Source organism: Winogradskyella aurantiaca, from assembly GCF_003362725.1.
GTDB classification, from domain to species: domain Bacteria; phylum Bacteroidota; class Bacteroidia; order Flavobacteriales; family Flavobacteriaceae; genus Winogradskyella_A; species Winogradskyella_A aurantiaca.
Genome location: NZ_QKTV01000002.1, coordinates 352,125 through 378,398, shown reverse-complemented (window position 1 = coordinate 378,398; position 26,274 = coordinate 352,125). Strand labels below are relative to the sequence as shown.

At 38.4% G+C, this 26,274-nt stretch carries 32 protein-coding genes; 8 read left to right on the top strand and 24 right to left on the bottom strand.

What is annotated here, in order from left to right:
• Positions 1–122 precede the first annotated feature (122 nt).
• The 3 genes from DN064_RS05945 (at position 123) to yaaA (ending at position 2,559) form a co-directional block, all read left to right on the top strand.
• On the top strand, positions 123–686 hold the full coding sequence (locus DN064_RS05945; protein ID WP_115461708.1) for a PASTA domain-containing protein: 564 nt from the start codon (positions 123–125) through the stop codon (positions 684–686).
• A 1-nt stretch (position 687) separates the two neighbouring features.
• A complete protein-coding gene (locus DN064_RS05940) occupies positions 688–1,716 on the top strand; it encodes an RluA family pseudouridine synthase (protein ID WP_115461755.1) in 1,029 nt (342 codons plus the stop codon).
• An 84-nt stretch (positions 1,717–1,800) separates the two neighbouring features.
• A complete protein-coding gene (gene yaaA / locus DN064_RS05935) occupies positions 1,801–2,559 on the top strand; it encodes a peroxide stress protein YaaA (protein WP_115461707.1) in 759 nt (252 codons plus the stop codon).
• A gap of 78 nt (positions 2,560–2,637) precedes the next feature.
• Here the strand turns inward: yaaA and DN064_RS05930 are convergent, their stop codons facing one another.
• From DN064_RS05930 to DN064_RS05885, 10 genes are all read right to left on the bottom strand, one after another.
• Positions 2,638–3,078 carry an outer membrane insertion C- signal gene (locus tag DN064_RS05930; RefSeq protein ID WP_115461706.1) on the bottom strand — a complete coding sequence of 147 codons (441 nt, stop codon included), beginning with the start codon at positions 3,076–3,078 and terminating at the stop codon, positions 2,638–2,640.
• 334 nt (positions 3,079–3,412) lie between these two features.
• Positions 3,413–4,189, bottom strand: a complete 777-nt coding sequence (gene trpA, locus DN064_RS05925; protein ID WP_115461705.1) for a tryptophan synthase subunit alpha — start codon at positions 4,187–4,189, stop codon at positions 3,413–3,415.
• Positions 4,190–4,191: 2 nt separating this feature from the next.
• Positions 4,192–5,373: a tryptophan synthase subunit beta gene (gene trpB, locus DN064_RS05920; protein WP_115461704.1), complete on the bottom strand. Its 1,182-nt coding sequence runs from the start codon at positions 5,371–5,373 to the stop codon at positions 4,192–4,194.
• The gene (locus tag DN064_RS05915; RefSeq protein ID WP_115461703.1) at positions 5,357–5,971 is read right to left on the bottom strand and encodes a phosphoribosylanthranilate isomerase; all 615 of its coding nucleotides are present in this window, start codon (positions 5,969–5,971) and stop codon (positions 5,357–5,359) included. The genes trpB and DN064_RS05915 overlap by 17 nt, the downstream gene beginning before the upstream one ends.
• Positions 5,968–6,753: an indole-3-glycerol phosphate synthase TrpC gene (gene trpC / locus DN064_RS05910; RefSeq protein ID WP_115461702.1), complete on the bottom strand. Its 786-nt coding sequence runs from the start codon at positions 6,751–6,753 to the stop codon at positions 5,968–5,970. The genes DN064_RS05915 and trpC overlap by 4 nt, the downstream gene beginning before the upstream one ends.
• Positions 6,750–7,742, bottom strand: a complete 993-nt coding sequence (gene trpD / locus DN064_RS05905) for an anthranilate phosphoribosyltransferase (RefSeq protein ID WP_115461701.1) — start codon at positions 7,740–7,742, stop codon at positions 6,750–6,752. Before trpD ends, trpC begins: the two co-directional genes overlap by 4 nt.
• A gap of 3 nt (positions 7,743–7,745) precedes the next feature.
• Entirely contained in the window at positions 7,746–8,312 is a 567-nt protein-coding gene (locus DN064_RS05900; protein ID WP_115461700.1) for an anthranilate synthase component II, read from the bottom strand.
• Between the two features lies 1 nt (position 8,313).
• Positions 8,314–9,714, bottom strand: a complete 1,401-nt coding sequence (locus DN064_RS05895) for an anthranilate synthase component I family protein (protein ID WP_115461699.1) — start codon at positions 9,712–9,714, stop codon at positions 8,314–8,316.
• Positions 9,715–9,967: 253 nt separating this feature from the next.
• On the bottom strand, positions 9,968–10,537 hold the full coding sequence (locus DN064_RS05890; RefSeq protein ID WP_115461698.1) for a YceI family protein: 570 nt from the start codon (positions 10,535–10,537) through the stop codon (positions 9,968–9,970).
• Positions 10,538–10,546: 9 nt separating this feature from the next.
• On the bottom strand, positions 10,547–11,002 hold the full coding sequence (locus DN064_RS05885) for a MarR family winged helix-turn-helix transcriptional regulator (protein WP_232827395.1): 456 nt from the start codon (positions 11,000–11,002) through the stop codon (positions 10,547–10,549).
• Between the two features lie 102 nt (positions 11,003–11,104).
• On the opposite strand from DN064_RS05885, the gene DN064_RS05880 reads away from it, so the two are divergent.
• From DN064_RS05880 to DN064_RS05860, 5 genes are all read left to right on the top strand, one after another.
• Positions 11,105–11,647: a TlpA family protein disulfide reductase gene (locus DN064_RS05880; RefSeq protein WP_115461697.1), complete on the top strand. Its 543-nt coding sequence runs from the start codon at positions 11,105–11,107 to the stop codon at positions 11,645–11,647.
• 12 nt (positions 11,648–11,659) lie between these two features.
• Positions 11,660–12,265, top strand: coding sequence for a thioredoxin family protein (locus DN064_RS05875; RefSeq protein ID WP_115461696.1), 606 nt, complete (start codon positions 11,660–11,662; stop codon positions 12,263–12,265).
• A gap of 132 nt (positions 12,266–12,397) precedes the next feature.
• Positions 12,398–12,718, top strand: coding sequence for a rhodanese-like domain-containing protein (locus DN064_RS05870; protein ID WP_115461695.1), 321 nt, complete (start codon positions 12,398–12,400; stop codon positions 12,716–12,718).
• A 7-nt stretch (positions 12,719–12,725) separates the two neighbouring features.
• Positions 12,726–13,151, top strand: a complete 426-nt coding sequence (locus tag DN064_RS05865; RefSeq protein WP_115461694.1) for a rhodanese-like domain-containing protein — start codon at positions 12,726–12,728, stop codon at positions 13,149–13,151.
• Between the two features lie 102 nt (positions 13,152–13,253).
• Positions 13,254–15,224, top strand: coding sequence for a protein-disulfide reductase DsbD family protein (locus tag DN064_RS05860; protein ID WP_115461693.1), 1,971 nt, complete (start codon positions 13,254–13,256; stop codon positions 15,222–15,224).
• 4 nt (positions 15,225–15,228) lie between these two features.
• Here DN064_RS05860 and DN064_RS05855 read toward each other — a convergent pair whose 3' ends face one another.
• From DN064_RS05855 to DN064_RS05790, 14 genes are all read right to left on the bottom strand, one after another.
• Complete coding sequence (locus tag DN064_RS05855; protein ID WP_115461692.1) at positions 15,229–15,846, bottom strand: MarC family protein; 618 nt, start codon at positions 15,844–15,846, stop codon at positions 15,229–15,231.
• Positions 15,847–15,886: 40 nt separating this feature from the next.
• Entirely contained in the window at positions 15,887–16,531 is a 645-nt protein-coding gene (locus DN064_RS05850) for a DUF3299 domain-containing protein (RefSeq protein WP_115461691.1), read from the bottom strand.
• 5 nt (positions 16,532–16,536) lie between these two features.
• Positions 16,537–17,970 (bottom strand): ABC transporter permease, encoded by a 1,434-nt coding sequence (locus DN064_RS05845; protein WP_115461690.1) that lies wholly within the window; start codon positions 17,968–17,970, stop codon positions 16,537–16,539.
• Positions 17,967–18,683, bottom strand: a complete 717-nt coding sequence (locus DN064_RS05840) for an ABC transporter ATP-binding protein (RefSeq protein WP_115461689.1) — start codon at positions 18,681–18,683, stop codon at positions 17,967–17,969. The genes DN064_RS05845 and DN064_RS05840 overlap by 4 nt, the downstream gene beginning before the upstream one ends.
• A gap of 73 nt (positions 18,684–18,756) precedes the next feature.
• Positions 18,757–19,491: a nitroreductase family protein gene (locus tag DN064_RS05835; protein WP_115461688.1), complete on the bottom strand. Its 735-nt coding sequence runs from the start codon at positions 19,489–19,491 to the stop codon at positions 18,757–18,759.
• 36 nt (positions 19,492–19,527) lie between these two features.
• Positions 19,528–19,785, bottom strand: coding sequence for a DUF7672 family protein (locus DN064_RS05830; RefSeq protein WP_115461687.1), 258 nt, complete (start codon positions 19,783–19,785; stop codon positions 19,528–19,530).
• Entirely contained in the window at positions 19,785–20,498 is a 714-nt protein-coding gene (locus DN064_RS05825) for a class I SAM-dependent methyltransferase (RefSeq protein ID WP_115461686.1), read from the bottom strand. The genes DN064_RS05830 and DN064_RS05825 overlap by 1 nt, the downstream gene beginning before the upstream one ends.
• Entirely contained in the window at positions 20,498–20,881 is a 384-nt protein-coding gene (locus tag DN064_RS05820) for a RidA family protein (protein ID WP_115461685.1), read from the bottom strand. Before DN064_RS05820 ends, DN064_RS05825 begins: the two co-directional genes overlap by 1 nt.
• 98 nt (positions 20,882–20,979) lie before the next feature.
• A complete protein-coding gene (locus tag DN064_RS05815; RefSeq protein ID WP_115461684.1) occupies positions 20,980–21,567 on the bottom strand; it encodes a DUF1287 domain-containing protein in 588 nt (195 codons plus the stop codon).
• Positions 21,568–21,640: 73 nt separating this feature from the next.
• Positions 21,641–22,255, bottom strand: coding sequence for a sterol desaturase family protein (locus DN064_RS05810; RefSeq protein ID WP_115461683.1), 615 nt, complete (start codon positions 22,253–22,255; stop codon positions 21,641–21,643).
• Positions 22,256–22,319: 64 nt separating this feature from the next.
• Positions 22,320–22,871 (bottom strand): YfiT family bacillithiol transferase, encoded by a 552-nt coding sequence (locus DN064_RS05805; protein WP_115461682.1) that lies wholly within the window; start codon positions 22,869–22,871, stop codon positions 22,320–22,322.
• A gap of 76 nt (positions 22,872–22,947) precedes the next feature.
• The gene (locus tag DN064_RS05800; RefSeq protein WP_115461681.1) at positions 22,948–23,832 is read right to left on the bottom strand and encodes a patatin-like phospholipase family protein; all 885 of its coding nucleotides are present in this window, start codon (positions 23,830–23,832) and stop codon (positions 22,948–22,950) included.
• On the bottom strand, positions 23,833–24,375 hold the full coding sequence (locus tag DN064_RS05795) for a GNAT family N-acetyltransferase (protein ID WP_115461680.1): 543 nt from the start codon (positions 24,373–24,375) through the stop codon (positions 23,833–23,835).
• A gap of 14 nt (positions 24,376–24,389) precedes the next feature.
• The gene (locus tag DN064_RS05790) at positions 24,390–26,273 is read right to left on the bottom strand and encodes a mucoidy inhibitor MuiA family protein (protein WP_115461679.1); all 1,884 of its coding nucleotides are present in this window, start codon (positions 26,271–26,273) and stop codon (positions 24,390–24,392) included.
• Between the last annotated feature and the right edge of the window lies 1 nt (position 26,274).

The window sequence follows — 26,274 nt, the reverse complement described above, 5'->3', positions numbered from 1 at the left end:
GTAAAAGTATTATAAATTCATTTGTTTAAAAATCAATTTTTGCCTTGTATACGTATATAAGCCTAAAGTCGTTTAAATATTTTTAATCGGTTGTAATTTCATTAGATTTGTCCCCAAGAGCTATGAGCGTCCTTAAATTTCTAGTTAGTAAAACATTCTTTAAACAACTTGGCCTGGCTATAGTCGCCGTGGTTGTTATCATTTTCTTCCTTTTACGTTGGTTAGATGCAACTACCAATCACGGTGAATTTATAATTGTTCCCGATTTAAAAGGTAAGTCTTTAGAGACCGTTGAAATTGAGTTGAAGGACAAGGATTTGGTTATGGCCGTTCAGGATTCTTCTAATTATAATCCTAATTACCCCAAATATTCCGTTATAGAGCAGGATCCAAAAGCAGGATCCAGAGTTAAAGAAAATAGGAAGATTTATATAACCTATAATCCCTCAGGATATAGAAAGGTTGAGGTGCCCAATATAGAAATGAGAACCTTACGTCAGGCCAGGCCTACGCTTGAAGCCATTGGTTTGGAAATTGGTGAGTTAACTTATGAGGACTATATTGGAAAAGACGTGGTTTTAAAAATGTATCACAAGGGAGAGCCAGTAGAACCAGGTGATCTTCTACCTTTGACCTCAGTCATTGATTTAGAGGTAGGAAATGGCAAGCGCCGTTCTAGAAATTAGTATGAGTAATTCAATTCAGGATTTAGATCAGGACTCACTTTTTGAGCACTATGCATTTACAGTAGATAAGGGGCAACAACCTTTAAGAATTGATAAATACCTCATGAATTTTGTTGAGAATGCCACGCGCAACAAGATTCAAGCCGCCGCTAAATCAGGCAATATTTTTGTAAATGACCAAGCCGTAAAATCCAATTATAAGGTAAAACCATTTGATCAGATTTCAGTAAAATTTGAGCATCCACCTCATGAATATCTTTTGGTTGCAGAACCGATGGAGCTAGATATAGTTTATGAGGATGACGATCTTATTGTCGTGAATAAACCAGCAGGAATGGTGGTGCATCCAGGTCATGGGAATTATTCAGGGACTTTAATTAACGGCTTGATTTACCATTTTGAGAACCTCCCAAAAAACTCGAGTGATCGACCAGGGTTAGTTCATAGAATAGATAAAGACACCAGTGGTTTGTTAGTTGTAGCTAAAACGGAACAAGCGATGGCAGATTTATCACAACAATTTGCAGATAAAACGTCAGAACGATCTTATGTTGCATTGGTTTGGGGAAATATTGAGAATGAGGAAGGTACTATAGAAGGTCATATTGGAAGGCATCCTAAAAACAGGCTTCAAAACACCGTTTTTCTTGAGGATGAAATTGACAAAGGGAAGCCTGCTGTTACTCACTATAAAGTGTTGGAACACTTTACTTATGTCACACTAGTTGAATGTCGACTTGAAACGGGAAGAACGCATCAGATAAGGGTTCATATGAAGCACATAGGACATACGCTCTTTAATGACGAGCGTTATGGTGGCAACATGATTTTAAAAGGGACTAGTTTCTCGAAATACCGGCAATTTGTAGAGAATTGTTTTAAGATTCTTCCCAGACAAGCACTACATGCTAAGACCTTAGGGTTTAAACATCCCAGGACTGGAGAATTCATGCGATTCACCTCTGATATACCTGAAGACATGACTGCCTGTATTGAAAAGTGGCGTGGGTATGCCAGACATAAAGAGTAGTAATAATACTATAGGAATTTTATGTTAATTCCTATTTTATTTTAGTCCTTGTGGTCGTAATTTCGCTTCAAATCCATACTAATTATGAAACTCGTACTGTCACCTGCTAAGTCGCTCAATTTTGAATCACCATTACCAGTGACTGATCATTCAAATGCAGTTTTTCTCACAGAAGCTGAACGCTTGAATAAAGTCCTTAAGAAAAAATCGGCTAAAAGCTTATCTAGATTAATGTCTATTTCAGATGCGTTAGGTCAATTGAACTATGAGCGTAATCAGGACTGGAACCTCCCCTTTACCAGTACCAATTCTAGGCCAGCTATGTATGCCTTTGATGGTGATGTGTACAGGGGATTAGATGCTTACACCATTGACAAAACTAAGTTGGGTTTTGCACAGGATACAATTAGAATTCTTTCAGGATTATATGGTGTTTTAAAACCATTGGATCTAATTCAGCCATATCGATTGGAAATGGGAACCAAAATGACCGTTGGGAGAAATAAAAATCTTTATGAATTCTGGAAAAAACATCTCACTAAACAATTAAACGAGGAATTGGAAGAGGGAGAGCTCTTTATCAACCTTGCAAGCAATGAATACTTTAAGGCTGTAGATCGAAAGGTACTTAAGGTTCCTGTTTACAATATTGCGTTCAAGGAGTTTAAAGATGGGCAATACAAAATGATAGGTTTCTTTGCTAAGTATGCTCGTGGTTTAATGGCGAGATATATTGTTGAAACGGGTGCCCAATCAATAGAAGATATTAAGGCTTTTAATTCAGATGATTATCGCTTGTCAGAGTCTTTATCTTCAGATTTTGACTTAGTATTTACAAGATAAATGAATAATTTTTATTTCAATTATTAAACTAAAAAGCCTGAGGGTATCCTCAGGCTTTTTTGTAAAGGGCTTGTTCTTTTATTTGAAACGATATCTTATGTTGAGACCAAAGCCACCTGCTTCAAATGTTGTCTTTTCTAAAAGCCAGAAAGTTGGGCGCCAATCTATACCTAAAACAATAGGTACTCCGTTAAATGCATATTCTAGTCCAATTTCACCAGAAACACCTAGCCAAAATTTATTACCAATAAAAAGACTGGGTCCTACACCAACATACCATGAAAATGCTTCACCGCCTAATGGCCGGTATAAAAAGTCCCACAAGGCATCAACGCCAACACCATTGCCAAATGAAACGTCGGCATGTATTCTGCTGAATTCACCAGCAGCAAAAATACCGTCTACTGCTACATTATTAGATTGACTTCCTGCCGCTGTATTACCAAATCTTATACCCAGCTCTTGTGCTGATAGCGCTGTCGTGGCAAAAAGCATTAGTCCAAAAAGAAGTTTTTTCATATTAAAAAATATTTAAGGTTAATTAATTAGCTACTCTAATTTAGGGAAATATATTTACTTTTAACAGTTTATCAGATATTTAGCAATTAATTACGTTCAAAAGAATATAGTTTATTCCCACTTTTGAGAACGAAATTGGGATAAAAAAATAACTCAATTGTAGTTTTGGAGCAGCATAAACTATTTCTTGTTTAGTTTATAAGGTAATTAAAATGGTGTATATTCTTTATTTGATATACAAGAATAGGATTCTTACTATTTTGCTCAGATTAGGATTAAAGACATCGTTTTTATTTCAGTTATACAATTAACTAAATCTGCGTCAATTTTTTGTTTAAGTAGTTTCAGATCTAATAACGGATTCTACAAATTCAGAAATACCTCCTTTTCCATAATTACTAAGATGCTTTATAAATGCACTGCCTATAATGGCACCTTTGGAGTGTCGCGTAGCTTGTTGGAAGGTATGATTGTTTGAAATACCAAATCCAACAATTTGAGGATTTTTAAGATTCATTTCAGCAATGCGATCGAAATATTGTGTTTGCTCGTCTCCAAATCCTGACTTGGCACCGGTAGTACTGGCAGAGCTCACCATATAGATAAATCCTTCTGAAACAGAATCAATAAAATGGATGCGATCCTTTGATGTTTGAGGGGTGATCAAAAAGACATTGATGAGACCGTACGAATCAAAAATGGTTTTGTAGGTGTCATGATACACATCAACAGGAAGATCAGGTATAATTAACCCATCAATCCCAGTCTCCTGACATTTTATACAAAACGCTTCCACTCCGTATTGAAGAATTGGATTAAAGTAACCCATTATGATTAAGGGTATGCTTACTGATTCTCGAATGGATTTTAATTGCTCAAACAATTTTTCAGTAGACATGCCATTTTTCAATGCCTGAGTAGAGCTGTCCTGAATGGTGGGGCCATCTGCAAGTGGATCACTAAAGGGCAACCCTATTTCAATCATGTCTACACCACTGCTCTCAAGTTTTTCGATTATTTCGACGGTGTCTTCCAGTTCTGGGTAGCCGGCAGTGAAGTAAATGGATAATAGCTTTTTGTCTTCTTGAAGTTTTTGATTTATTCTGTTCATTATTACAGCTTAAAGTAGTCAATGTAATTTTGCAAGTCCTTATCTCCACGACCCGATAGATTAACGACAATGATATCGTTTGGATTGAATTTTTTATGATCGAAAACAGCCAGGGCATGGGATGTTTCTATGGCCGGAATAATGCCTTCTAACTGCGATAATTCCAATCCGGCTGTCATGGCTTCATCATCAGTGATGGAAATAAATTCGGCGCGCCCTGTGCGATATAAATTCGCATGCATAGGGCCTACACCAGGATAATCCAAGCCGGCTGAAATGGAATAAGGTTCTGTTATTTGTCCGTCCTTTGTTTGCATCATAAGGGTTTTGGATCCATGAATGATTCCCTCCTTACCTAAGACCGAAGTTGCTGCGCTTTCCCCTGTATCAATACCTTTACCAGCTGCTTCCACAGCGATAATTTTAACAGATTCATCATCTAAATAATGATAATAAGTACCAGCAGCATTACTGCCTCCTCCTACGCAGGCTATAAGATAATCCGGCTTTTCCGTTCCTTCTTTTTCTTGTAATTGCCATTTGATTTCGTCACTAACTACGGCTTGGAATCGCGCCACCATATCTGGAAATGGATGCGGACCTACAACACTTCCAACAATATAATGGGTGTCAACAGGATTATTGATCCAATCGCGCATGGCTTCGTTGGTAGCATCTTTTAAGGTTCGGCTACCCGATAGGGCAGGTACAACCTTGGCACCTAGCATTTTCATTCGTGCTACATTAGGAGCTTGGCGAGCAATATCAACTTCGCCCATATATACCACGCATTCAATTCCCATAAGCGCGCAAACCGTTGCAGTTGCAACACCATGCTGACCGGCACCAGTTTCCGCTATGATGCGGTTCTTACCCAATCGTTTTGCCAATAAGATCTGACCAATAGTATTATTGACTTTATGAGCCCCTGTATGATTCAGGTCTTCTCGTTTTAAATAGATTTTGGTATTGTATTTCTTAGAAAGTCGATCAGCAAAATAAAGGGGAGAAGGTCTTCCAACGTAATCTTTTAAAAGATGTGCAAACTCTTCTTTAAATGAAGCTTCGGATGTAATCTTTAAATAATTATTACGTAACTCCTCAATATTGGGATATAGCATTTCGGGGATGTAAGCGCCACCAAAGTCGCCATAATATCCTTTTTCATTAACGTTGTAACTCATATCTAAATTTTTCTAGTTCATCTGTATTTTTTAGTCCAGGCTTTAATTCAAATTTACTATTCACATCAATTGCATAACAGTATTTTGAATAAGGCTTTTTAAGGAACTCCTTCACATTTTCTATTTCATTAAGGCCAATACCACCACTAAGAAAATAGGGTTTGGTAGAGGGATAGTCTTCTAAAACATTCCAATTGAATGAATAACCATTGCCTCCAGGTAATTGCCCCTTGGTATCAAACAAGTAAAAATCACAAACGGTCTCATAGGGTATTAGTGTATTAAAATCGAAGGCGTCTTTAATTGAGAATACCTTTATGATTTCAACATCATAAAGTTCATTGCAGTATTCAGGGCTTTCTTTGCCATGCAGTTGGATCATGTCCAGACTATGAGTTTTAATTAAACGCTTAACCTCGTGCACTGGAGCATCTACAAAAACACCAACTTTTTTAATGGATTCAGGTAATTGCGGTATCTGACTTTCAAAAAAGCGTGAAGACCGGTCGAAAAATATAAAACCCATGAAATCAGGTTGCAAGGCTGCCACTGCTTTCATGTTGTCTTCGTATTTCATACCACATACTTTTAGCTTCATCCTTCTAGAGTTTTTATAAAGGAGCTTGCTGCTTTTCCTGGATTATCAGTTTTCATAAAATTTTCACCAATTAAAAAGCCTTGGTAACCATAAGCTTGTAAGTCTTTTATAGCTTCAATGGAGCTAATGCCACTTTCTGAAACTTTCACAAAATCATCTGGAATTTTTGATGACAACGTTTTGGAAGTATCAAGACTAACCTTAAAGGTTTTTAGATCTCTGTTATTGACACCCAACATGTCCAATGAGGGCATATTTGATTTCTCTAGTTCCATCTGGTTGTGTACTTCTAATAGTACCTCAAGTTCTAAAGACTGGGCTAGTTCAGAGAATTGTTTGATTTCCTGGCGTTCTAAAATGGCAGCAATTAAAAGTACTGCATCGGCTCCATGAGCTTTAGCCTCAACAATTTGGTAGGGGTCTATAATAAACTCTTTTCGCAATAAGGGGATGTTAGAACTGGAACGTGCTAGTAATAAATCGTCCAATGAACCACCAAAGTACTTGCCATCTGTTAAAACTGACATGCCACAAACTCCAGCCTTTTCATACCCAGTGGCCACTTCCCAAACATTTAAGTTTTGATTGATCACCGATTTTGACGGAGACCGCCTTTTGTGTTCAGCAATTATTCCTGATGTGCTTGATTTGAGACTGTTGGAAAGTGAAAAGGTGGATCTTGAAAACAAAACCGATGATTCTAATTGCTTCAAAGGTATCAGTTCCTTTTTCAGGGCAACCTCTCGTTTTTTATCACGTACTATTCGGTCTAGGATGTTCATCTGCTCAATTCAATCAATTTATTTAAACTTCGTTTGGCCTTTCCAGAACGCAATGACTCTTGGGCCATGTCAAACCCATCCTTATGTGAGATTTGTTTGGAGGTGGCAATAGCTAATCCGGCGTTAGCACATACGACATTGTTTTGGGCCTCGGTACCCTGACCTTCGATTATTGATTTGAATATAGCCGCAGCCTCTTGAACAGTGTCACCTCCAAAAATAGCTTCCTGATGTATCGTATCTAGTCCTAAGGCTTCTGGACCAAATAAGGCTTCAGAATTGTTGGATACCACTTTGGTCTTTCCAGTTAGTGATATTTCGTCATAACCGTCCAAGGCATGAACAATGGCATAATTCTTATCTGTTTCTTGATAGAGATAGCCGTATAAACGCAGCAATTCTAAGTTGAATACACCAACCATTTGATTTTTAGGAAAGGCCGGATTAACCATTGGCCCTAGCATATTAAAAAAGGTTTTTACGCCAAGTGCTCTTCTAATGGGAGCTACGTTTTTCATGGCGGGATGAAAGAGCGGGGCATGTAATACGCAAATCCCGGCCTCATCCAATGATTTTTTTAAGAATTCAATTTCGTTACTAAACTTGATTCCCATGGCTTCCATTACATTGGAGGATCCGCTTGCAGAAGACACCCCATAATTTCCGTGCTTGGCCACATGAACTCCCGCCCCCGCGGTAATAAAAGAGGCAAGCGTTGAGATATTAAAGGTATTTTTACCATCGCCCCCTGTTCCGCAGAGATCAATGGCATTATATTCGGCGATATCAACAGGGATACATAAGTCTAATAGGGCGTCTCTAAATCCACTGAGTTCTTCAATGGTTATGGAGCGCATCATATAAACGGTTAAAAAAGAAGCAATCTGACTTTCATTATAAGCGCCTTCTGATATATTAACAAGGACTCTTTTGGCCTCTTCACTGGAAATATATTCCTGATTAATTAACCTGTTGAGAAGTTCTTTCATTGTTTATGAATTAATCCAGTTTTCTAATATTTTTTTCCCGTCTGGGGTTAATACCGATTCCGGATGGTATTGTACACCTTTGACATCCAAGGTTTTGTGCTTTAAAGACATGATCTGACCGTTAATGTCGTATGAGGTTACCTCAAGAACCTCTGGTAAGTTCGTATCAACCACCCATGAGTGGTATCTTCCAACGTAAAAGCTTGTGTCCAAACCATCGAATAAAGTGTCTTCAACATCTGTAAGCGTCACCTTTGTGGCTACACCGTGATACACCGTATCCAGATTAACAATGCTGCCACCAAAAACTTCAGCGATGGCTTGTTGCCCTAGGCACACTCCAAGAATACTTTTGGTTTGGGCATAGGTAGAAATAATTTCTTTTAGTAGCCCAGCCTCATCTGGAATCCCAGGGCCAGGTGATAATAATACCTTATCAAACGACTCAATGCTTTTTAAATCAAGTTTGTCGTTGCGTTTAACCACAACTTCACAGCCCAAATCTTGCAGATAATGAACCAGGTTATAAGTAAAACTATCGTAATTGTCTATGACTAGTACTTTCTTCATTTTAAATTTCTTCAGCTAATTCTATAGCCTTGGTCAAGGCGCCTAATTTGTTATATACTTCTTGTAGCTCATTTTCGGGGCTTGACTTGGCCACAATTCCCGCTCCTGCTTGCCAAAACAGGTGGTGATTTTGACTAAGAAAAGTTCGGATCATAATGGCATGGTTAAAATTGCCCCTAAAATCCATGAAGCCAATGGCCCCGCCATAATAGCCACGACTGGTTTTTTCATAGCGCTCAATCAATTGCATCGCCATGTGTTTAGGGGCTCCACTAAGAGTTCCGGCTGGAAATGTATCAGCGACGACCTGCATCGTATTTGTATCATCAAACTTTTGCCCTGTAACTTTACTGACTAAGTGAATCACATGAGAAAAAAACTGCACCTCACGGTAATTTTCTACTGTCACCTCTGATCCATGTCTCGAAAGGTCATTCCTGGCCAAGTCTACCAGCATAACGTGTTCACTATTTTCTTTGTCATCTTCAATGAGCGCTTCAGCCAATTCTGCATCTTTTAGGTCGTTACCAGTTCTTCGGAAGGTTCCTGCGATGGGATGGATTTCAGCCTTCCCCTCCTTGACGACTAGCTGTGCTTCTGGAGAGCTTCCAAATATCTTAAAGTTGCCATAATCAAAATAAAACAGATAAGGAGAGGGGTTGATGCTTCTTAAGGCTCTGTAAACATTAAATTCATCACCAGAAAACTGTTGTGAAAACTGTTTGGATAAAACGAGCTGAAAAACATCACCTCTGGCACAATGTTGCTTGGCTAATTCAACGTGTTCCATGTATTCCTCATCAGTCAAGTTGGACGAGATACCTTGTTGAGGTTCAAATTTGTAAGAAGCAAATTGACGGATTTCAATGAGCTGTAATAGTTCGTCAATATTATTGTCATCCTCGAAGCAATGAGCAAATATGTAGGCCTCATTTTTAAAGTGGTTAATAGCAATGATATTCTTATAAACCGAATACATTACATCTGGAATATCAATTGAGTCTGGTTTTTTAGAAATTTGGATATCCTCGAAATACCGTACAGCGTCATAAGCAATGTACCCGAAAATTCCATTGTGGATAAACTTAAAGGTATCCGATTCATCCGCTTTAAATGCTTCTGAAAACTCTCGGATGCTTTCAATAACATCTCTCTCTGATGTGGAATGTGCAGTCCTGTGACCATCGGGAAAATGTGCTTCAATCAATTCGTTTGCTACTTTAATACTAGCTATAGGATTACAACAGATGTAGGAAAAACTGTTGTCATTAGTATGATAATCGCTACTCTCGAGCAAAATACTATTAGGAAACTTATCCCTGACTTTTAGATAGATACTTACAGGTGTAATTGTATCCGCAAGGATTTTCTTATGGTAGGTCTTTAATTGATATTGTGTCATCTTCAGCAATCTTAGTCCAAAAAATAAAGGCTTGTCGTGATGACAAGCCCTATTTTATATTTTTTACATACAAGGTCTGCTCACGACTATGAGTCATATGCATTCCACCACCAAGTATGTTGATTTAGTTTTTTCATTTAAAGCTCAAATATATAAAGCAAACTTTTGATTTCAAACTAATTTAAAAAAAGATTCCTGCCGGAACGTCGAACAGGAATCATAACCTAAATTTGCTATTAATCAATCAAATCGTTTAGAACGTTAGGTTAACGTTCAAATCAAATTCGTCATAGATGGTTTTGTCTCCTAGATTGTCAAAGAAACTTCCAGAACCATATTTAACATCATATTTTGCTCTATCTATTTTTAAGCTGGCAGAAGCTGTATCCCCATTAACAGTCATTTCAAATGTCACCGGGTTGGTAATTGCTTTAATAGTTAGATCTCCGGTTACAGTATAAACATCACCTTTCTTAACAGCTTTTGTAATTTCAAACTTAGCAGTTGGATGCTTTTCTACGCCAAAAAAGTCAGGTGACTTTAGGTGACCGTCTAATTTACCTTTGTAATCTCCTTCCAAATCTGTAGTGTTGATAGATGCCATATCCATCACAAACTTTCCACCTGTTAAGGTCTTTCCATCAAACATTAGAACACCACTTTTTAAATTAATGGTGCCTTCGTGCTGACCTGTTACCTTATATCCTCTCCATGTAACGGTACTTTTACTTACATCTACTGTCATTTCTTTTAACGCTGTAAATGACATTAGTCCAAGAGCTAAGACAAAAAGCGTTGCAATTTTTGTTGTTTTGGTTTTCATGATTTTAATTCAATTTTTGAGTTTTAATAAAAGAGTATTCAATATTTCAAGTTCTTTATTGTTGAGTTGTGAAGTCAATTCAGATTCCTTGGCATCAATAAGTGGATCAATCTCTTTAAGTAACTTCAATCCTTTGGACGTTATCCCAATATCAACCTTTCTTCTATTGTTTTCGCAAATGCTTCTTTCAACCAAATCTTTGGAAATGAGCTTATCGACCAATCGGGTAGTATTGCTCATTTTATTAACCATACGTTCTTGTATATCTTGAAGATTGATGGTGGATCCATCTTGTCCTCTTAGGATTCTCAACACATTAAATTGTTCTATTGAAAGATCAAAAGGTTTTAAACAAGTAAGTAAACCGTCCTTTATCCAACTGTTACTATGCATTATGCTAATAACTGTTGCTCGAGATAGGGGCAAGCTTTCCTTTGTTTTTAATAATTCTTTTAATTCTTTCACCTACAACAATTGTATATACAAATGTATATTAAATTGGATGTGTCTGCTTTAATATTTTGTTAAACTTTTAGGGTAGGGTATTTTCATGGTTAATTTTAGACTATGAAATACCTACTCTTATGCATTTGTGTTTTGGTTATGTCTTGCAAAAAGGAAGCCAAGACACCTGTGGCCTCTACTAATACCAAAGAAACCGTATCTGGAAATAAGAAGAATTATGATAATCTTCCTTTTGAGGTATATGACTACGATGGCCTGGCTCCATTAATTAATAAAGAAGATGATAAGATTCATGTCGTTAATTTTTGGGCTACCTGGTGCGCACCTTGCATTAAAGAGTTACCGTATTTTGAACAGATAGGGGATACCTATAAAAAGCATAATTTGGAATTGTTATTAGTTAGCCTGGATTTCCCCCGTAAATATGAGTCGAAGCTTGTGCCCTTTCTTGAAAAACATGATTTAAAGTCTACAGTTGTAGCTTTAGATGATGTGGACCAGAATCGTTGGATTCCGGCAATCGACAGTACTTGGTCTGGGGCTTTGCCGGCTACCATTATTTATAAGAATGGAAAGCGTAAATTTTATGAGCGATCCTTTACCTATGAAGAATTAGAAACAGAAATCAAAGAATTTATAAATTAAACCAATTGTATTATGAAAACTCTAAAACTATTTGTGGCTCTATTGGTATTGGTGGGCACAACTGCCTTTACTGCTGATAAAGGTGGTTATAAGGTAGGTGACATTGCCACCGATTTTGAATTAGAAAATATTGATGGCAAAATGGTTTCCTTATCTGATTACAAGGATGCCAAAGGTTTCATCGTCATTTTTACTTGTAACACTTGTCCATATGCGGTGGCTTATGAAGACCGCATTATTGAATTGGATAAGAAATATGCTGATAAGGGATACCCTGTAATTGCTATTATGCCTAATAATACAGATGTAAAGCCTGGTGATAAGATGGAAGCGATGCAAGCAAGAGCCAAGGCTAAAGGATTTACCTTTCCGTACTTAATGGATAAGGGTCAAAAAATTTATCCGCAGTATGGTGCTACTAAAACGCCTCATGTTTATGTTCTTGAACGCACCAAGCGCGGAAATGAGGTGAAGTATATCGGTGCCATCGATGACAATTATCAGGACGCTAGTATGGTCAATACAAAATATGTTGAAGAAGCTGTAGATGCTCTTTTAGATGGTAAAGAAGTACCAACTACTGAGACTAGAGCAGTTGGTTGCTCTATAAAGGTATAACCACAAGTTATCATAGCAATACTGTCAATATTCATTATTGATGTTAAATTTAAACCCGTAGTGTAACACTTCGGGTTTTTTTTCGTCTATATCATAACAAAATGTTAATTTTGTTTAAGAATTAGCTTCATAATGAGCGATTTAAGTCAAGAAAATTGGACAAAACAGCTGAATGCCGATACGAATGCGGTTGTTTTGGACGTTAGAACAGATGCAGAGGTAGCTGAAGGAATTATTCCAAATGCGGTGCATATTGATATTTACAAAGGTCAGGGTTTTCTGGAAGAAGTAGAGAAACTAGACAAGAATAAAAATTATTATGTGTATTGTAAAGCTGGAGGAAGAAGTGCTCAGGCCTGTGCCGTTATGAATCAATTAGGGTTTGAACAAACCTTTAATTTAGTTGGTGGTTTTTCTGAATGGACTGGTGAAACCGCATTAATTTCTGATTAATTATAGCATGAAAAAAATCACATATACATTACTGTTAGGATTGATTCTGGCAGTATCCAGTTGTTTAAATGGAGAAAAAGTCAGTTCCGAAGTACAGTTGGTTTCTGCACAAGAGATGCAAGATATTTTAGAACAAGAAGATGTGCAGTTGGTGGATGTACGCACTCCAGAGGAATATCAACAAGAACATATAGCAAATTCACAAAATATTGATTTCAGATCTCCTACATTTGATGAAGATGTGAAGGAGTTGGATAAAACCAAACCAGTTATCCTCTATTGTAAATCTGGAAAGCGTAGTGCTGAATGTGCTAAAAAATTGAAGGAAGCCGGATTTGAAAAAATCTACGAACTGGAAGGTGGTATTAGTAAATGGCGGCATTCAGAAGATATTGAGATTGGTGGTGCCATCAAACAAAAGACCCAGCCATAGCGCTGGTTTTTTTTGGTTCAATTCTTAACGGTTTTATAAATTCTCAAGAGTCAATAGGGCAATTCGAGCTCAAAATGTACATTTGTGCAAACGCAATATTTGATGAGACTTACCATCCCTAAATTTATTATAGCTTTATTCTTTATATGCTTCAACCTAGGCCAAGCTCAGGTTCTGGAGCCTGTCACCTGGACCCACAATACTAAAGAGATTTCTGAAGGTGTGTGGGAACTGGTCTTTTCTGCAACCATAGACCAAGGTTGGTACATGTATTCACAGGAAGAAACCGATGGGCCATTACCAACTTATTTTGAGTATTTGGGACAGGATCAAGGCTACCAACTTGTAGGAACAACCTCTGAGCCTGAGGTGGCTCCCAAGTACGACAAGATATTTGAGTTAGAAGTCAAAAAATTTGAAGGGTTTGCAGTTTTTAAACAGCGGATCAAACTCACAAATCCTTTATTGGAACAGATTGAGGTCATGGTGGACTACCAGGTATGCGATGACCAAAAATGCATACCTGCAGATTATACCTTTCTTATTGGCTTAGGCGGAACCACCGCGTCCAGTGTTGGTAGTGCAGAATTAGACGATAGGAGTAAAGCCCTGTCTCAGGCTCTCGATTTAAAGGTGTCAGGATGGGATGATTTTGAAGAAGAAACCATAAAAGAGAAAAGCAATCTCAGCATCTTTTTTCTAGGATTTTTAGGAGGATTAATTGCCTTACTAACTCCCTGTGTATTTCCTATGATACCATTAACTGTATCCTTTTTTACAAAAAGTGGTCAGAATAAAAAGAAAGGAACCTTTAATTCGGTGTTGTATGGTTTTTTCATTTTCCTGATTTACGTCTTATTGAGTTTACCGTTTCATCTTTTAGACACCTTAGATCCGGAGATTTTAAACAATATTTCTACCAACGTCACACTTAACATTATCTTCTTTGTGATCTTCATGGTGTTTGCTTTTTCATTCTTTGGATATTTTGAGTTGACCTTACCGGCCTCTTGGAGTAATGCTTTAGATAGTAAGGCCAATAGCATTGGGGGTATCATTGGAATCTTTTTTATGGCCATTACTTTAGCCATTGTCTCGTTTTCTTGTACAGGGCCTATTTTAGGAACCTTATTAGGAAGCAGTCTGTCTTCTGATGCGGGCGCCATGCAATTAACCCTTGGTATGAGTGGATTTGGTTTGGCATTGGCACTGCCATTCTCATTATTTGCCATGTTTCCAAACTGGTTGAATTCCCTTCCAAAGAGTGGCGGCTGGTTAAATACCGTTAAGGTAGTTTTAGGCTTTATAGAATTAGCCCTAGCCTTAAAGTTTCTTTCCAATGCGGATTTGGTGCAACACTGGGGGCTTCTGAAACGTGAGGTATTTATTGGATTATGGATTTTGATTGGACTGGGCTTGATTCTGTACCTCATTGGTAAAATTAAGTTCCCACACGACGGACCTTTGCAGAAAATTAGCAAGGGACGCTGGATAACAGCTGTCTTAACTTTGGCCTTTGTTATTTATTTAATTCCAGGTCTTACTAATACAGCACATGCCAACTTGAAGGCGCTTAGTGGATTTCCTCCTCCAATGTTTTATAGCATTTATGAGAAAGAATCCGACTGTCCCTTAAACCTAAATTGTTATAAAGATCTTGATGAGGGACTTGAGGTAGCCAAAGATGAGAATAAACCGATTATGCTCGACTTTACAGGGTGGGCTTGCGTCAACTGTCGTAAAATGGAAGAGCAGGTTTGGAGTACTGCTGATGTTTATGATATGCTCAATGAAGAATTTGTGATTATATCGCTTTATGTGGATGATCGTAGTATTATGCCTGAAGATGAACAGTTCAACTATCTGCGTACCAATGGTACAGTTAAGACCATCAAAACTATTGGCGATAAATGGGGAACGTTGCAAACACTTAATTTTCAAAACAACTCTCAGCCCTACTATATTTTGTTAAATCATGATATGGAATTATTAAATGCTACAACTGCTTATACTCCAGATGCTGACGAGTATTTTGATTGGTTGCAAAAGGGTTTGGAAAACTTCCGGGAGTAATTACTTATTCGAGTACTAATCCAAAAAAATGCGATATTCCGGTAAGGATACTTTGCACCGCATAGGCCGCCAGGATTAACCCCATGATCTTACTAATGACTGTTATTCCGTAATCTCCAATGATTTTTTGAAGATAATTAGCAGCCAATAAGATAGCCGCTGTGAGGACTAGAATAATCAACACTTGTAATGTGGTCACCCCTTGCTCACCAATAGAGTACAAATGATTGTCTGTTAAAAGGACAACCGTCAAAATGGCTCCTGGAGATGCCAAAGACGGAATGGCAATAGGAAATATGGTGACCTGTTTGTAATTGGTAATATTGCTCTTTTCGCGTTCGGGTTTGCCATCACCTAAAATCATGGTTGTGGCAAATAAAAAGAGAATCACACCACCTGAAATCTGAAAAGCATCCAGCGTAACAGACATACCCTCTAAAATAAACTGCCCCACAACAATGAAGAATAGCAGAATAAAGAAAGCAATGGCACAGGAACGAATGGCAATTTTCTTTTTGTCCGCTAGGCCAAACTTTTTGGTTGCCTCAACGTATACCGGAATAGATCCAATAGGGTCAATGACCGCAAAAATTAAAAAGAGTTCGGTTATAAATTCAATCATTGCTTAGGCAACTTACCAATGCCAAGATACTTAGAATTGCCTAGAACTTAAAAATAGTGCCGTTAATGATGCTGTAGCCGGTATTGATTTGGGTTGTTCCATCCCCAAGGAATAGGTCCGATATTTGCTCTTCGACGGATAGTTTTCCCGATAGCATAACAGGATCAAATAGCTCAACGGCGTCCATCCAATCTTTGGTTTTAACAAAGATGATCTGGTTTTTGGGTGGTGCTGGTGTATGGATACAGGCACCTACCCAGGGGACCAATAGGAATTCATTGGCCTTGCCTTGTTCAAAATTAAGGGGAAGTAAATAACCTGAAATTTCTATATTGGCGTTATTAAGTTTTGTATTCAGTTCTGTGCCACGTTTGGCGCGCATCGCCTCCACCTTTGGTCGGATTTCAAACAAATACTCATAGTCTATTTTATCCGCTTTCAGCCATTTGATTATACTGTCTTTGCGCGATAATTCATATTTGGTCAGTTCAGACTTGTCCATGGCCTCTATTTCTCGATAATAAGCCAGTTCTCCAAGTTGCTGAAGCTGTTTTAATTCCAGTTTTTCATATGGGTCCTCAAAATCAACAGGCGCCTCCAAATCTTTCCAGGTGATCAGTTTTACCTCCTGAGCCCCAAGTATAGAGAATGTTGAAATTAATATTATAAGAAATAGGCTTCGCATTACAATTATATTTTAATGGTTAATCCGTCAGACAGTGTACGTCTGTATGAACTGATAGCAGGAATGAGACCTACCAAAATTCCGGCCACAAAGATAACGACTAAGATCAATAACTCACCCTGAGTAAACTGACCAATTTCTAATATCATGCCAAAGTTTTGCGCTAAGATGGGTTTGGTTATAACCAAGGCTATAAGCAATAGGATGATGCCCGTAACAATTCCGGTGATGACAATTCCAGTTGATTCAATGATAATTAAACCAAAGATATAGCCTGGGTGTGCTCCTACTGATCTTAAGACTGACATCTCTCTTCGTCTTTGGTTGAGGCTTGAAATAATGGAGGTTAGAACACTTCCTAATGAAACAATAAGTACCAATAACGAAATGATCAACAGTATTTTTTCAATAGGGTTGATAATGTTCCATAGTTCCAATAAAGTAACAACAGGGAGAATAGCTAATAGAGCTTCGTCTTTTTCTTCGTTAATGGTTCGTTGCAGTACTAGGATGTCTGATTTGTTTTTAACTCCTAGAAAAAAGCCAGTTATAGACCCTGGTTCTCCATGATCATGGTCATGTGCTGTTTCATGTTCTTGATCATGGTCCTCTTCATGCCCGTGGTCATGTTGAGTATTGCTGTCATGACTATGTCCATCTTTTTCATGAGGGTGATCATGCTCGTGATTTATTCCCTCATTTTGTTCCTTTATCTCCTGTACTTGGGCTGCAGAACGATCGCGTTTGTAGTCGAAGTTTCCAAATACATTGACATTCTTTTTATCGTATTGATAAAACTCTTCGTGAATATGGTCGAGAGAACTTAATGAAATTAAAATTGAATTATCAATGGGGGTTCCAGTTGGGGCGAGTACGCCCGCAATTTCAAATGGATCGTCTTCGTGGGTTAAAAAGTCTTCGGAACCCATACCATGCGTTAGTATGATAGGGTCGTTAACTGCATAGCCTAGCTTTTTGGCCACCTGAGACCCAATTACGCAGTACATGTTTGAAATATTGGTCTCACCAGACCTGGTTGATAAAAGTAAATCTGCCGAATATTTAAAATGCTGGAAAAACTCAGGGGTTGTTCCAATTACGGAATAGCCTTTATGCGAGTCCCCTAGTGCAATGGGGATGGTCCAATCTACCTGAGGTAAACGTGATATCTTTTGATAAGACTCCCAACTCACATTCTGAGAGGCGTTTCCAATATGAAAAACAGTAGATAGAAGTAATGAGATATTGCCAGTACGAGCCCCCACAATTAAGTCGGTTCCAGAGATGGTACTCGTGAAACTTTCTTCTACCTTGGACCGTATGCGCTCAATGCCTAATAGCAGCATGACGCTTAATGCTATGGAAAAAATACTTAAGAAGATGGTGGACCGTCTGTAACGGATACTTTTAATAGCAAGTTTAAATACAGTATTCCTCATAAGACTTTACCTTTTAAGGATTCTACTGTGATGTTACCTCCTCTTAGCCTAGCCACTTGATCAAATTGCTGTGCCAGGCGTTCGTCATGACTTACGAAAATCAACGTAATTTCATTTTTTTTACATTCTTCATTGAGCAGCGTGAGGAAGTTTTCTTGAGCGTCTGCATCAAGGGCCGAGGTCGGTTCATCGGCGATAAGAATTTCAGGACTGCCCATCAATGCTCTACAAGCCGCGACGCGTTGTTGCTGGCCAAGGCTGAGCTCTGTAACTGGCTTATTTAAAAACTGCTTATCGCTAAAACCCAATTTATTCAGCAGACGTAACGCCTCTTTTTCCACGGCCTTATCTGAGTTACCTAATTTCTTGAATCTCGATTTTGAAAAGGAACAGGGCAATGTGACATTTTCAAGGACACTCAGGTAGGGTAATAAATTAAACATCTGAAAAATATACCCAACATGGTCTGCTCGAAATTTGTCACGTTCTTTGCTTCTCAATTGATGGATGGATTGCCCTAACATTTCAATTGTACCTGATTGAGGTACTAAAATCCCGGCCAGTAAACTTAATAGCGTACTTTTTCCGCTGCCACTAGGCCCTTGTAAAAACAAACTGCTGTTCTTCTTGAGTTTTAAGTGATCTATAGTGAGGATGGGAGATGCTGTTGGTTCCCATCGGAATTCTAAATTGTTAATGACAATTGTATCCATTGTAAACAAAGATAATTAAGCCGAATAGTTGATATTAAAATTTAATACCAATTTATAATTTGGGACTAACAGACTAATTCACAGCGCGATAAACCTCTTCAAAAGGCACTCTAAATCTCGGGCCATAAATACCCTTCTTCTCATCTCTAATGCCGCAACCAATTACCATATTAATTTCAGCACCTCTAGGTAGTCCAAGAATTCTTTTTACTCTTAGGGTATCACTGCCCTCCATAGGGCATGTATCATAGCCGATGGCTGCCATACTTATCATGAAATTTTGGGCGGCTAAACCTGCACTTTTATGCGCTACAATGCGCATATCACTTTGTCTAGTTTGTCTGTAAATGGGTTTGAATAATCCCATAAGTTGGAATACACTAAATTTTAGGTATCCTAGAATGCCAAGGAAATCGGTATAAATGGTTGGAATGAGCTTTTTATAATAATCTGTGGCTTGTTTTTTACGTTTGAGTAAGTGTGGCTCTAGATTAGGTTTATCGAAAGCCCTATTCAAAAAGTTGATATTTGCTTTTGCACGTTGCTTCCAAAGATCCTTGCGAGCAACGATTACCACAAGCTGCTGTGCGGTTTTAGCAGCATTTTGATTAAAACAAGCTTCAGACATGGCCTTAAGCTTATCTGTATTAGTAATATGATAAAACTCCCATAACTGCAGGTTACTACTTGTTGGTGCTAAAGATGCGTTATACAAACATTGTTTTACTTTTTCTGTGTCAATAAGTTCATCTGTATACACTCGTGTTGAGCGCCTGTAGGCTATAGCCTCGGTAACTGTTTTTTCCATAACTATTTGTTAAGTTTGAGTTGGTTTTAAAATGGTTTAACCATTGTAAAAAATAGTCTGTAATATATTGAAGATTTTATCGCCAATCCAATATCCGAATCCAAGTATAAATGGATAGGCTATAAATAGCCATATAAGATCTAATACTCCTAGGTTTTTAAACGTAGCGGGGATATCTTGATTTAATAGGGTTAAAAAATCATACCATGTTTTAAACCCAAGTTTTATAACTATGGCATTGGCTACAATTGCTGTAACAAGGATACTCAGCCCAATCAGATAAAGTCTAAACATTAGTTTTCATCTTTAACAAAGACCATACAATGTTGCCAGGGTAGATTGTCCATATTGACTTCTAAGGAAAAACCCGCAGATTCAAATTCCTTTTTTGCCTGTGCTTCGGTCATTTTATGAAGGGGCTTAATGGGGACGCTAGAGTCTTCTCCCCTGTATTCAATTAGGTAGATTTTTCCATTAGGTTTTAAGGCCTTTTTAATGGATAAAAGCATTTCATAGGGGTAACTGAACTCATGATAAACGTCGACCATTAGGACTTTATCAACGCTGTTTTCTGGGAGATTAACGGTCTCTGTGGACCCAAGTACCAGATTGATGTTAGAATATGGACGTGCTTTTGGGTTCGTTTTTATGGCTTCTAGCATTTCTGGCTGAATGTCGACGGCATAAACACGCCCATTGTTAACGAGAGGGGCCATTTTAATAACATGATAACCCGAACCAGCACCAATATCTGCTACAATATCAGTTGGTTCCAAAGCCATGTTTTCTAAGAGAAGAGAGGTACGTTCTTCTTGTTCTCGTTCTGGGCGTTCCAACCAAGTCATTCCTTGGTATCCCATGACATGGGCAATTTCTCTTCCCATATACCATTTGCCAATCCCGCTATAATCCCCCTTCTTAAAAATGTACTGACCGGAGTCTTGTGCCTGAACAACGCAAAACATCAAGGTCATACAATAAAGAATAACTGTTTGTATAAATTTCATTAGTGCTTTTTTATGGCGGTAACTTCAATTTCAATTTTCATCCTGGGATCTGCTAAACCAGCAGAAATCATAGTTGCTGCGGGCTTAATATCTCCAAGATACTCTCTCAGCACTGGCAAGCATAATTCAAATTCTGAGGCGGTTGGTACGATGTAAGTAACTCGAACAATATCTGATAATTGGGCATCCGCTTGTTTCAAGGCCGTAATAATATTTTCAAAACATTGTCTGGTTTGGTCAACAATATCATTAGAGATGCTCATATCTCCATAATCAAACCCTGTGGTGCCAGACATAAATATCCAATTACCATGAACGACGGCACGAGAATACCCAATGGTGGATTCAAAAGTTGATCCAGAACTTATTAGTTGACGTTTCATAAGCCTTATTTTATCCTAAAGATACGGCTTGAAACTGTGAATTTGTATCATAAAACATTTTAAAATGGGGGAGGTATGGTGATAAGCGTTGACTCGAGTCAATTTGGATAGCGGTAGTGTCCTATAATTTTATATGAGAACAGGCAATCTTCTAAAACCTGACCGGCGCCAATATTATGGACAAGGAGATATCTCTTTTTATCAGCAGTTTTTTTATTACTTACAATTCCAATATGGGTTACCGATCCACCAAGATTCCATGCCACAACATCACCAGGTTGGTAGTCGGAAGGATTATTTGTAATTGGCAAGTTGGCTTCATGTCTCGAAAAAAAAGTCATTAGGTTAGGCACACGTCTATGATCAATATTGGAATCTGGCCGCGTTAATCCCCAAATATTTGGATAGGCAGAAAAGTTCTCTATCATGTCTTCATGAACCAGTTGTTGCAAATCAATGTTTACAGTTCTATAAGCTCTTATGATTACGTCTGTACACACTCCTTTATCGGAAGGCACATCCCCATTTGGGTATGCAATGGAAAAATAACTAGGGTCGTAAGTAACTTGTGAATTGGTAAGTGCCACAGCTCCTTGAACAAGCTTCTCCTTACTTGGATCCGTTTGAGATGTGCACACTGAAAAAGAAAAAACAAGGAAACCAAGGCAAAATAATTTGAATCTCATGGGGTGTTACTTTTAATAAAGACTCTTCAAATTTTATGCCAACAAAAAACCAGCTAATTGCTGGTTTTTATTTTTATTGCTTTGACGCCTTTCGTCGTTTCTGTCTGGGAATTGGCTGGCCTTTTGGTGGCATGGTCCCAAATATCACATCCCATAGTGGAGAACTCACTCCGTAAGCTTTGTCATCGTATACATAATGATGCAGATGATGGTGCGACCATAAAATCTTTAATGCATTCGAAGGGGGTTTATGTGTATGGACAATATAGTGGACATATAAATAAGCTGCATATCCAATGAAGAAGCCTGGCCAAAAGAAAAAGGTATTCACTCCCATTAGTAACCAGAAAATTCCAAAAAATATAGAGCTTAACAAAATGGCCAATGGGATAGGCATGGCTAAGAGGTCTTTATCAGTTGGATGTACGTGATGTACCCCATGAACCTTGTATTGCCAATTCTCTTCGGCTAAATAGTCATCGCCAGAATGGTAAACAAATCGATGGAAAATATACTCAAGCAAGGTAAAGATTAGGACGCCAGTTATAAGTAAAGCTACCTTAAAAAGTAAAGTAGATTCAATTTTAAAGAGCCCATAAATAAAAACACCGATTGAGATAACCACATAGGTGCTAATAGCAGCCATGGAATTGGTTTTAGGTGCTTTGTAGGTTGTTCCGTCACTCATTAGTTAAAGATTTAATTTTTAGAATAATGCTGTGATTGGAGCAAATTTAATAAATTCCAGTATTTTAATTCTCTATTTCGGGGAAATTACCTTTGAATTTTAAGGCGTTTTCAATGTGAGCCAAATGATGGTTTCCATGCCAGGCATAGTTGCCTATGGTTTCGGCTAAATTAAACTCGGCCTTGTGCTCAGGATGAACATATACTCTGGCCAAATCCTCCGTGTTCAAAGAGCGTAACAACTTGACCCATTTGGCATGCAGCGCTTCAATAAAGAACAAGGTGGTTGACAGATCATCATAATTACCATCGACTAATTCAGCCCATCGGTCCTCATAATAAGGGCGAATGGTTGGTTTATCTTCCGTCAACGCTAACTTAAATCGCATAATGCTGTTTAGATGGCTATCGGCACAATGGTGCACCACTTGTTTGATAGACCAGCCCTCTGGTCTATATCTCCATTGCAATTGCTCAGTAGTTAATTGTCTTGTGAGTTTTGATATGCGTTCAGGAAAACTTTCAATGTCCTCAATCCATTGGTTCAGTTGCTTCTCTGAGGGCTTTTTAATTGGGTTGTAAATCCCAATGGGATATTTCAGTTGTTTAAGGGACATATACTTAAGTTTCTATTGTATGAACTTAGGCGATTTTTTTTGATCAGTTTTGTAAACAAAACAAGTATTCATAATTTTATGAATTAGTATAGGTGTCAAACGCTGACTGTGCTTTGCTGTAACCCAAATTAATCATTTCATCAGCTCTATCAAATTCAAGGGTACCACAGGCATTGCGTGCAATGACAATTTCAACATCGGGTGGATAGGCAGCAATTTTTTGCCTGGCAATGGCACTTTGCATGGTGTCAAAGGCTTTATCAGCCACTTCATACATGCCCCATTTTTTTAATGTGTCCTCATCAGATTCTTTACTCAGATCAAAAAAATCTTTGACGCGATCCTGAAACCGATCCCAGGCAGATTGATCATTATCAAGTGGTTTCTGAGGTTCCCGTTCTTGCTCTAAGGGTCCACCAAGATTAACGGCAATGGTTAAATCGGTCTCGTCATTAAAAGTAGGTGCAATGGGGACTGGATTTAGAACACCGCCATCAATTAATAAGCTATTCTTATAACGAACAGGAGTAAAGAACAGGGGTAAAGAGACCGAAGCTCTAACGGCGTCAAACAGGGATCCTGTATTGAGCCAGACTTCCTTCTCAGTAATAATATCGGCCGCTACAGCTGTAAAGGGAATGGGCAAGTTTTCAATCTTTTGATCTTGCAAAAGATTCACTAGGGTATTAACTATTTTTTCGCCTTTAAATAGTCCTCCGCTACCCCATGAAATATCCAAAAGGTTGGCAATATCCAATTTGTCGATGGTGCGCATCCAGGTCTCCAATTCATTTAATTTTCCAGCGGCATAGGCACCACCTATAAGAGAACCGATGGAACAACCGGCTATTGATTTTATATGGTACTCATGTTCTTCCAACCATCGAATCACACCAATATGGGCTAGCCCTCTGGCACCGCCACTTCCTAAAACAAGCGATATGTTTTTAACGTCTGACATCTATGTCTTAAAGTTAAGACTTTCCCAGCGTTTTTTATCGATGCTGTACCAGTTGTGTTCTTCGCCTAGATAGTAAAACGTACCGTGGGGTTGCATCCCAGATTTGAGTAGAACTTTCTGCGAGGCAAAGTGAAGCATATCGGCAGCGGCATTGATTTCTTTCAGGTTCAGCTCATTAAAACCGTAGTTTAAAGAAAGCCTGGCCGTATCAGTGGCAATACCTTGACCCCAGAATTTTTTACGTAAGCGATAGCCCATATCGTAATACACAAAGTCTCTAAGCTTTCGTTCACGCTTGATCCCGGTCCAACCTACAAATTCATCAGTCCCTTTGTGGATTATAGCCAATCGGCCCATTCCAAACTCCTGGTATTGCCAGATGATGTCATCTACCAAAGACTGCGCTTCGCTAAGTTCATTTAAGGTGACTCCACCCAGGAATTTCATCACATCTGGATCGGTATCCAAATCAAAAATCCCATTAGCATCGGTACTTATAAAGTCGCGAACTAAGACGGTATCGGTTTCAAAGTGGATGTTCATATTAAGCTTATAAGCTATTCGATAATAAGAGATTTACTTTTGGGATATTTAACAGAGTATTGCAAATTAAACGCTTTGGTTCCGGCCGGTGGAACTTCAAACTCCCATTTGACCTCTCCAGTGGTTTTATCGAACTTACCTTTAGAGATGTCTTTCCAACTCACCTCTATTTCTTCGAGGCGGGAGATGGGTATTTGATCTAAAATCACCATATTAATGGCTTCTTTTTTGTTGTTTTTAACCGTCGTCAAATAGCCTCGAGTCTCCTCTTTTTTACTTCCAATAAATTGTTTGGTAGTGTACTCTTTTAGTTTCTCACGCTTTACCGATACTTGTTTGTCCCTACCCAATGAGATTTGAAGGGTGTCTGCAGCGTATCTGATATCGAGTAAGGTTTTACCAACATAAGTTTCCTCAAAAAATACATTGGCCTCACCTTCTAACAAATTGTATTTCTCCCAATCGCTGATATTGGCAATTAAATAGGCGTTATTGTTAATTTTTGGTACTGAGAAGTATTGATAGTGGGCGGGAAGTTCATAGGATTCCATATCCACCGTATAACTTTCATTATCGGATTTTATAGTATACGGTTTTTTAATCTCAAAACTAACCGAAGTCTGGTTGTCAATTTGATCGAGCTCGATTGTTTGTTTCGATTGTGAATCTTCGACGCTTAATCCAACAGCCTCTCCTGCTAAATTTGAAGCTCCACGAATTCTAACGTCATTTTTCTTACTCCCATATCCGACAACAACAACTTCGTCTAAAGTTTCGGCATCCTCTTCGAGACGGACTACGATGTTATTGGATTTTGGATAAATGGTTTGCGTTTTAAATCCAATATAGGAGAAAACCAAGGCGCTCTGGTCGTTTGGTAGGGTAATGGAAAATCGGCCGTCAAAGTCGGTGGTAGTGCCAATAGTGGTCTCCTTGACCATGACAGTTACACCTGGTGTCGGATAGTTGTTATTAGCGTCCATAACCACACCAGAAATGGTATTGGATTCCAATCGTCCGTAGGTGGGTGGTAAGGTGTAGTAGTCCAAGTAATAGGTTTTTAATTCAGGGGCTACCCCCGATATATTTGGGTCGGCGGTAGAAAAAGTAACTTTGGCATTATTCCAGTCGACCTTAGTGTCTTGCTGAACGGTGGCTTTGTAAACCAAATTAACAGGTTCCTTAATGTTCTTGGCTCGAATGTCATAGGTAGGGAACCAACTGGCATTTTTTACCACGTAGGATAATTCCATTGGGACACTGGTACTATTTTTACAGTCCACTTTTACCATGATTTCACCTGTTGGAAATTCTTTGGTGTTCCTAATATTACCAATCTCTTTTTCAACTTGCCTTATGGCGTCATTAAGTTCACGCACATTTTTATTACGTTCTACCTCTTTGAGTTTTAACTCTCTTATACGAGTGCTGTAATAGCTAGCGGATTGTTGCAGATTACTAGCTGAAATGGCTTCGTTCTTTCCGCTGAGGTCCCGGTTTTCATCCATAAAACTTAGTTCCTTGGATAATATTCCTAAATAGGTTTTTTCGATTTCCCGCTTATCTTGTAAATTCTTGAGTTTTTGGTCAAGAGCCTCTAGTTGGGATGAGGCTTTTGTGGTTTCTTTGTAATTTTGCTTGTGATTTACTGCTAAGACAGTGACTTTACTGTTTGTTTTTAGCTGTACGCTCTTTGCCTTAATGAATGGGGATAGCTTTACAAATTTTACCACTGAGATCCCTTTAGGGAGCGCCACTGTTTTCTTCCTTGTGACCTGAGCGTCTTTTAAGAAAATGGTAACCTCATTAACCTTGCTAGCCACTTCCTTTTCTGGGATTTCCTGGGCATAAAGAACAAATGAAAAACTTAAGGAAATTATGATTAGAGCGATTTTCATG

Coding starts and splice junctions, on each gene's coding strand:
- DN064_RS05815 (WP_115461684.1), bottom strand. CDS start 21,567: ATGAGATTCAAATTATTTTGCCTTGGTTTCCTTGTTTTTTCTTTTTCA.
- DN064_RS05940 (WP_115461755.1), top strand. CDS start 688: ATGAGTAATTCAATTCAGGATTTAGATCAGGACTCACTTTTTGAGCAC.
- DN064_RS05945 (WP_115461708.1), top strand. CDS start 123: ATGAGCGTCCTTAAATTTCTAGTTAGTAAAACATTCTTTAAACAACTT.
- DN064_RS05790 (WP_115461679.1), bottom strand. CDS start 26,273: ATGAAAATCGCTCTAATCATAATTTCCTTAAGTTTTTCATTTGTTCTT.
- DN064_RS05900 (WP_115461700.1), bottom strand. CDS start 8,312: ATGAAGAAAGTACTAGTCATAGACAATTACGATAGTTTTACTTATAAC.
- DN064_RS05825 (WP_115461686.1), bottom strand. CDS start 20,498: ATGAAATTTATACAAACAGTTATTCTTTATTGTATGACCTTGATGTTT.
- DN064_RS05915 (WP_115461703.1), bottom strand. CDS start 5,971: ATGAAGCTAAAAGTATGTGGTATGAAATACGAAGACAACATGAAAGCA.
- DN064_RS05860 (WP_115461693.1), top strand. CDS start 13,254: ATGAGACTTACCATCCCTAAATTTATTATAGCTTTATTCTTTATATGC.
- DN064_RS05795 (WP_115461680.1), bottom strand. CDS start 24,375: ATGAACATCCACTTTGAAACCGATACCGTCTTAGTTCGCGACTTTATA.
- DN064_RS05875 (WP_115461696.1), top strand. CDS start 11,660: ATGAAAACTCTAAAACTATTTGTGGCTCTATTGGTATTGGTGGGCACA.
- DN064_RS05890 (WP_115461698.1), bottom strand. CDS start 10,537: ATGAAAACCAAAACAACAAAAATTGCAACGCTTTTTGTCTTAGCTCTT.
- trpC (WP_115461702.1), bottom strand. CDS start 6,753: ATGAACATCCTAGACCGAATAGTACGTGATAAAAAACGAGAGGTTGCC.
- DN064_RS05805 (WP_115461682.1), bottom strand. CDS start 22,871: ATGTCCCTTAAACAACTGAAATATCCCATTGGGATTTACAACCCAATT.
- DN064_RS05850 (WP_115461691.1), bottom strand. CDS start 16,531: ATGCGAAGCCTATTTCTTATAATATTAATTTCAACATTCTCTATACTT.
- trpD (WP_115461701.1), bottom strand. CDS start 7,742: ATGAAAGAACTTCTCAACAGGTTAATTAATCAGGAATATATTTCCAGT.
- yaaA (WP_115461707.1), top strand. CDS start 1,801: ATGAAACTCGTACTGTCACCTGCTAAGTCGCTCAATTTTGAATCACCA.
- DN064_RS05840 (WP_115461689.1), bottom strand. CDS start 18,683: ATGGATACAATTGTCATTAACAATTTAGAATTCCGATGGGAACCAACA.
- DN064_RS05865 (WP_115461694.1), top strand. CDS start 12,726: ATGAAAAAAATCACATATACATTACTGTTAGGATTGATTCTGGCAGTA.
- DN064_RS05810 (WP_115461683.1), bottom strand. CDS start 22,255: ATGAGTGACGGAACAACCTACAAAGCACCTAAAACCAATTCCATGGCT.
- DN064_RS05855 (WP_115461692.1), bottom strand. CDS start 15,846: ATGATTGAATTTATAACCGAACTCTTTTTAATTTTTGCGGTCATTGAC.
- DN064_RS05800 (WP_115461681.1), bottom strand. CDS start 23,832: ATGTCAGACGTTAAAAACATATCGCTTGTTTTAGGAAGTGGCGGTGCC.
- DN064_RS05835 (WP_115461688.1), bottom strand. CDS start 19,491: ATGGAAAAAACAGTTACCGAGGCTATAGCCTACAGGCGCTCAACACGA.
- DN064_RS05930 (WP_115461706.1), bottom strand. CDS start 3,078: ATGAAAAAACTTCTTTTTGGACTAATGCTTTTTGCCACGACAGCGCTA.
- DN064_RS05820 (WP_115461685.1), bottom strand. CDS start 20,881: ATGAAACGTCAACTAATAAGTTCTGGATCAACTTTTGAATCCACCATT.
- trpA (WP_115461705.1), bottom strand. CDS start 4,189: ATGAACAGAATAAATCAAAAACTTCAAGAAGACAAAAAGCTATTATCC.
- DN064_RS05880 (WP_115461697.1), top strand. CDS start 11,105: ATGAAATACCTACTCTTATGCATTTGTGTTTTGGTTATGTCTTGCAAA.
- DN064_RS05870 (WP_115461695.1), top strand. CDS start 12,398: ATGAGCGATTTAAGTCAAGAAAATTGGACAAAACAGCTGAATGCCGAT.
- trpB (WP_115461704.1), bottom strand. CDS start 5,373: ATGAGTTACAACGTTAATGAAAAAGGATATTATGGCGACTTTGGTGGC.
- DN064_RS05895 (WP_115461699.1), bottom strand. CDS start 9,714: ATGACACAATATCAATTAAAGACCTACCATAAGAAAATCCTTGCGGAT.
- DN064_RS05830 (WP_115461687.1), bottom strand. CDS start 19,785: ATGTTTAGACTTTATCTGATTGGGCTGAGTATCCTTGTTACAGCAATT.
- DN064_RS05845 (WP_115461690.1), bottom strand. CDS start 17,970: ATGAGGAATACTGTATTTAAACTTGCTATTAAAAGTATCCGTTACAGA.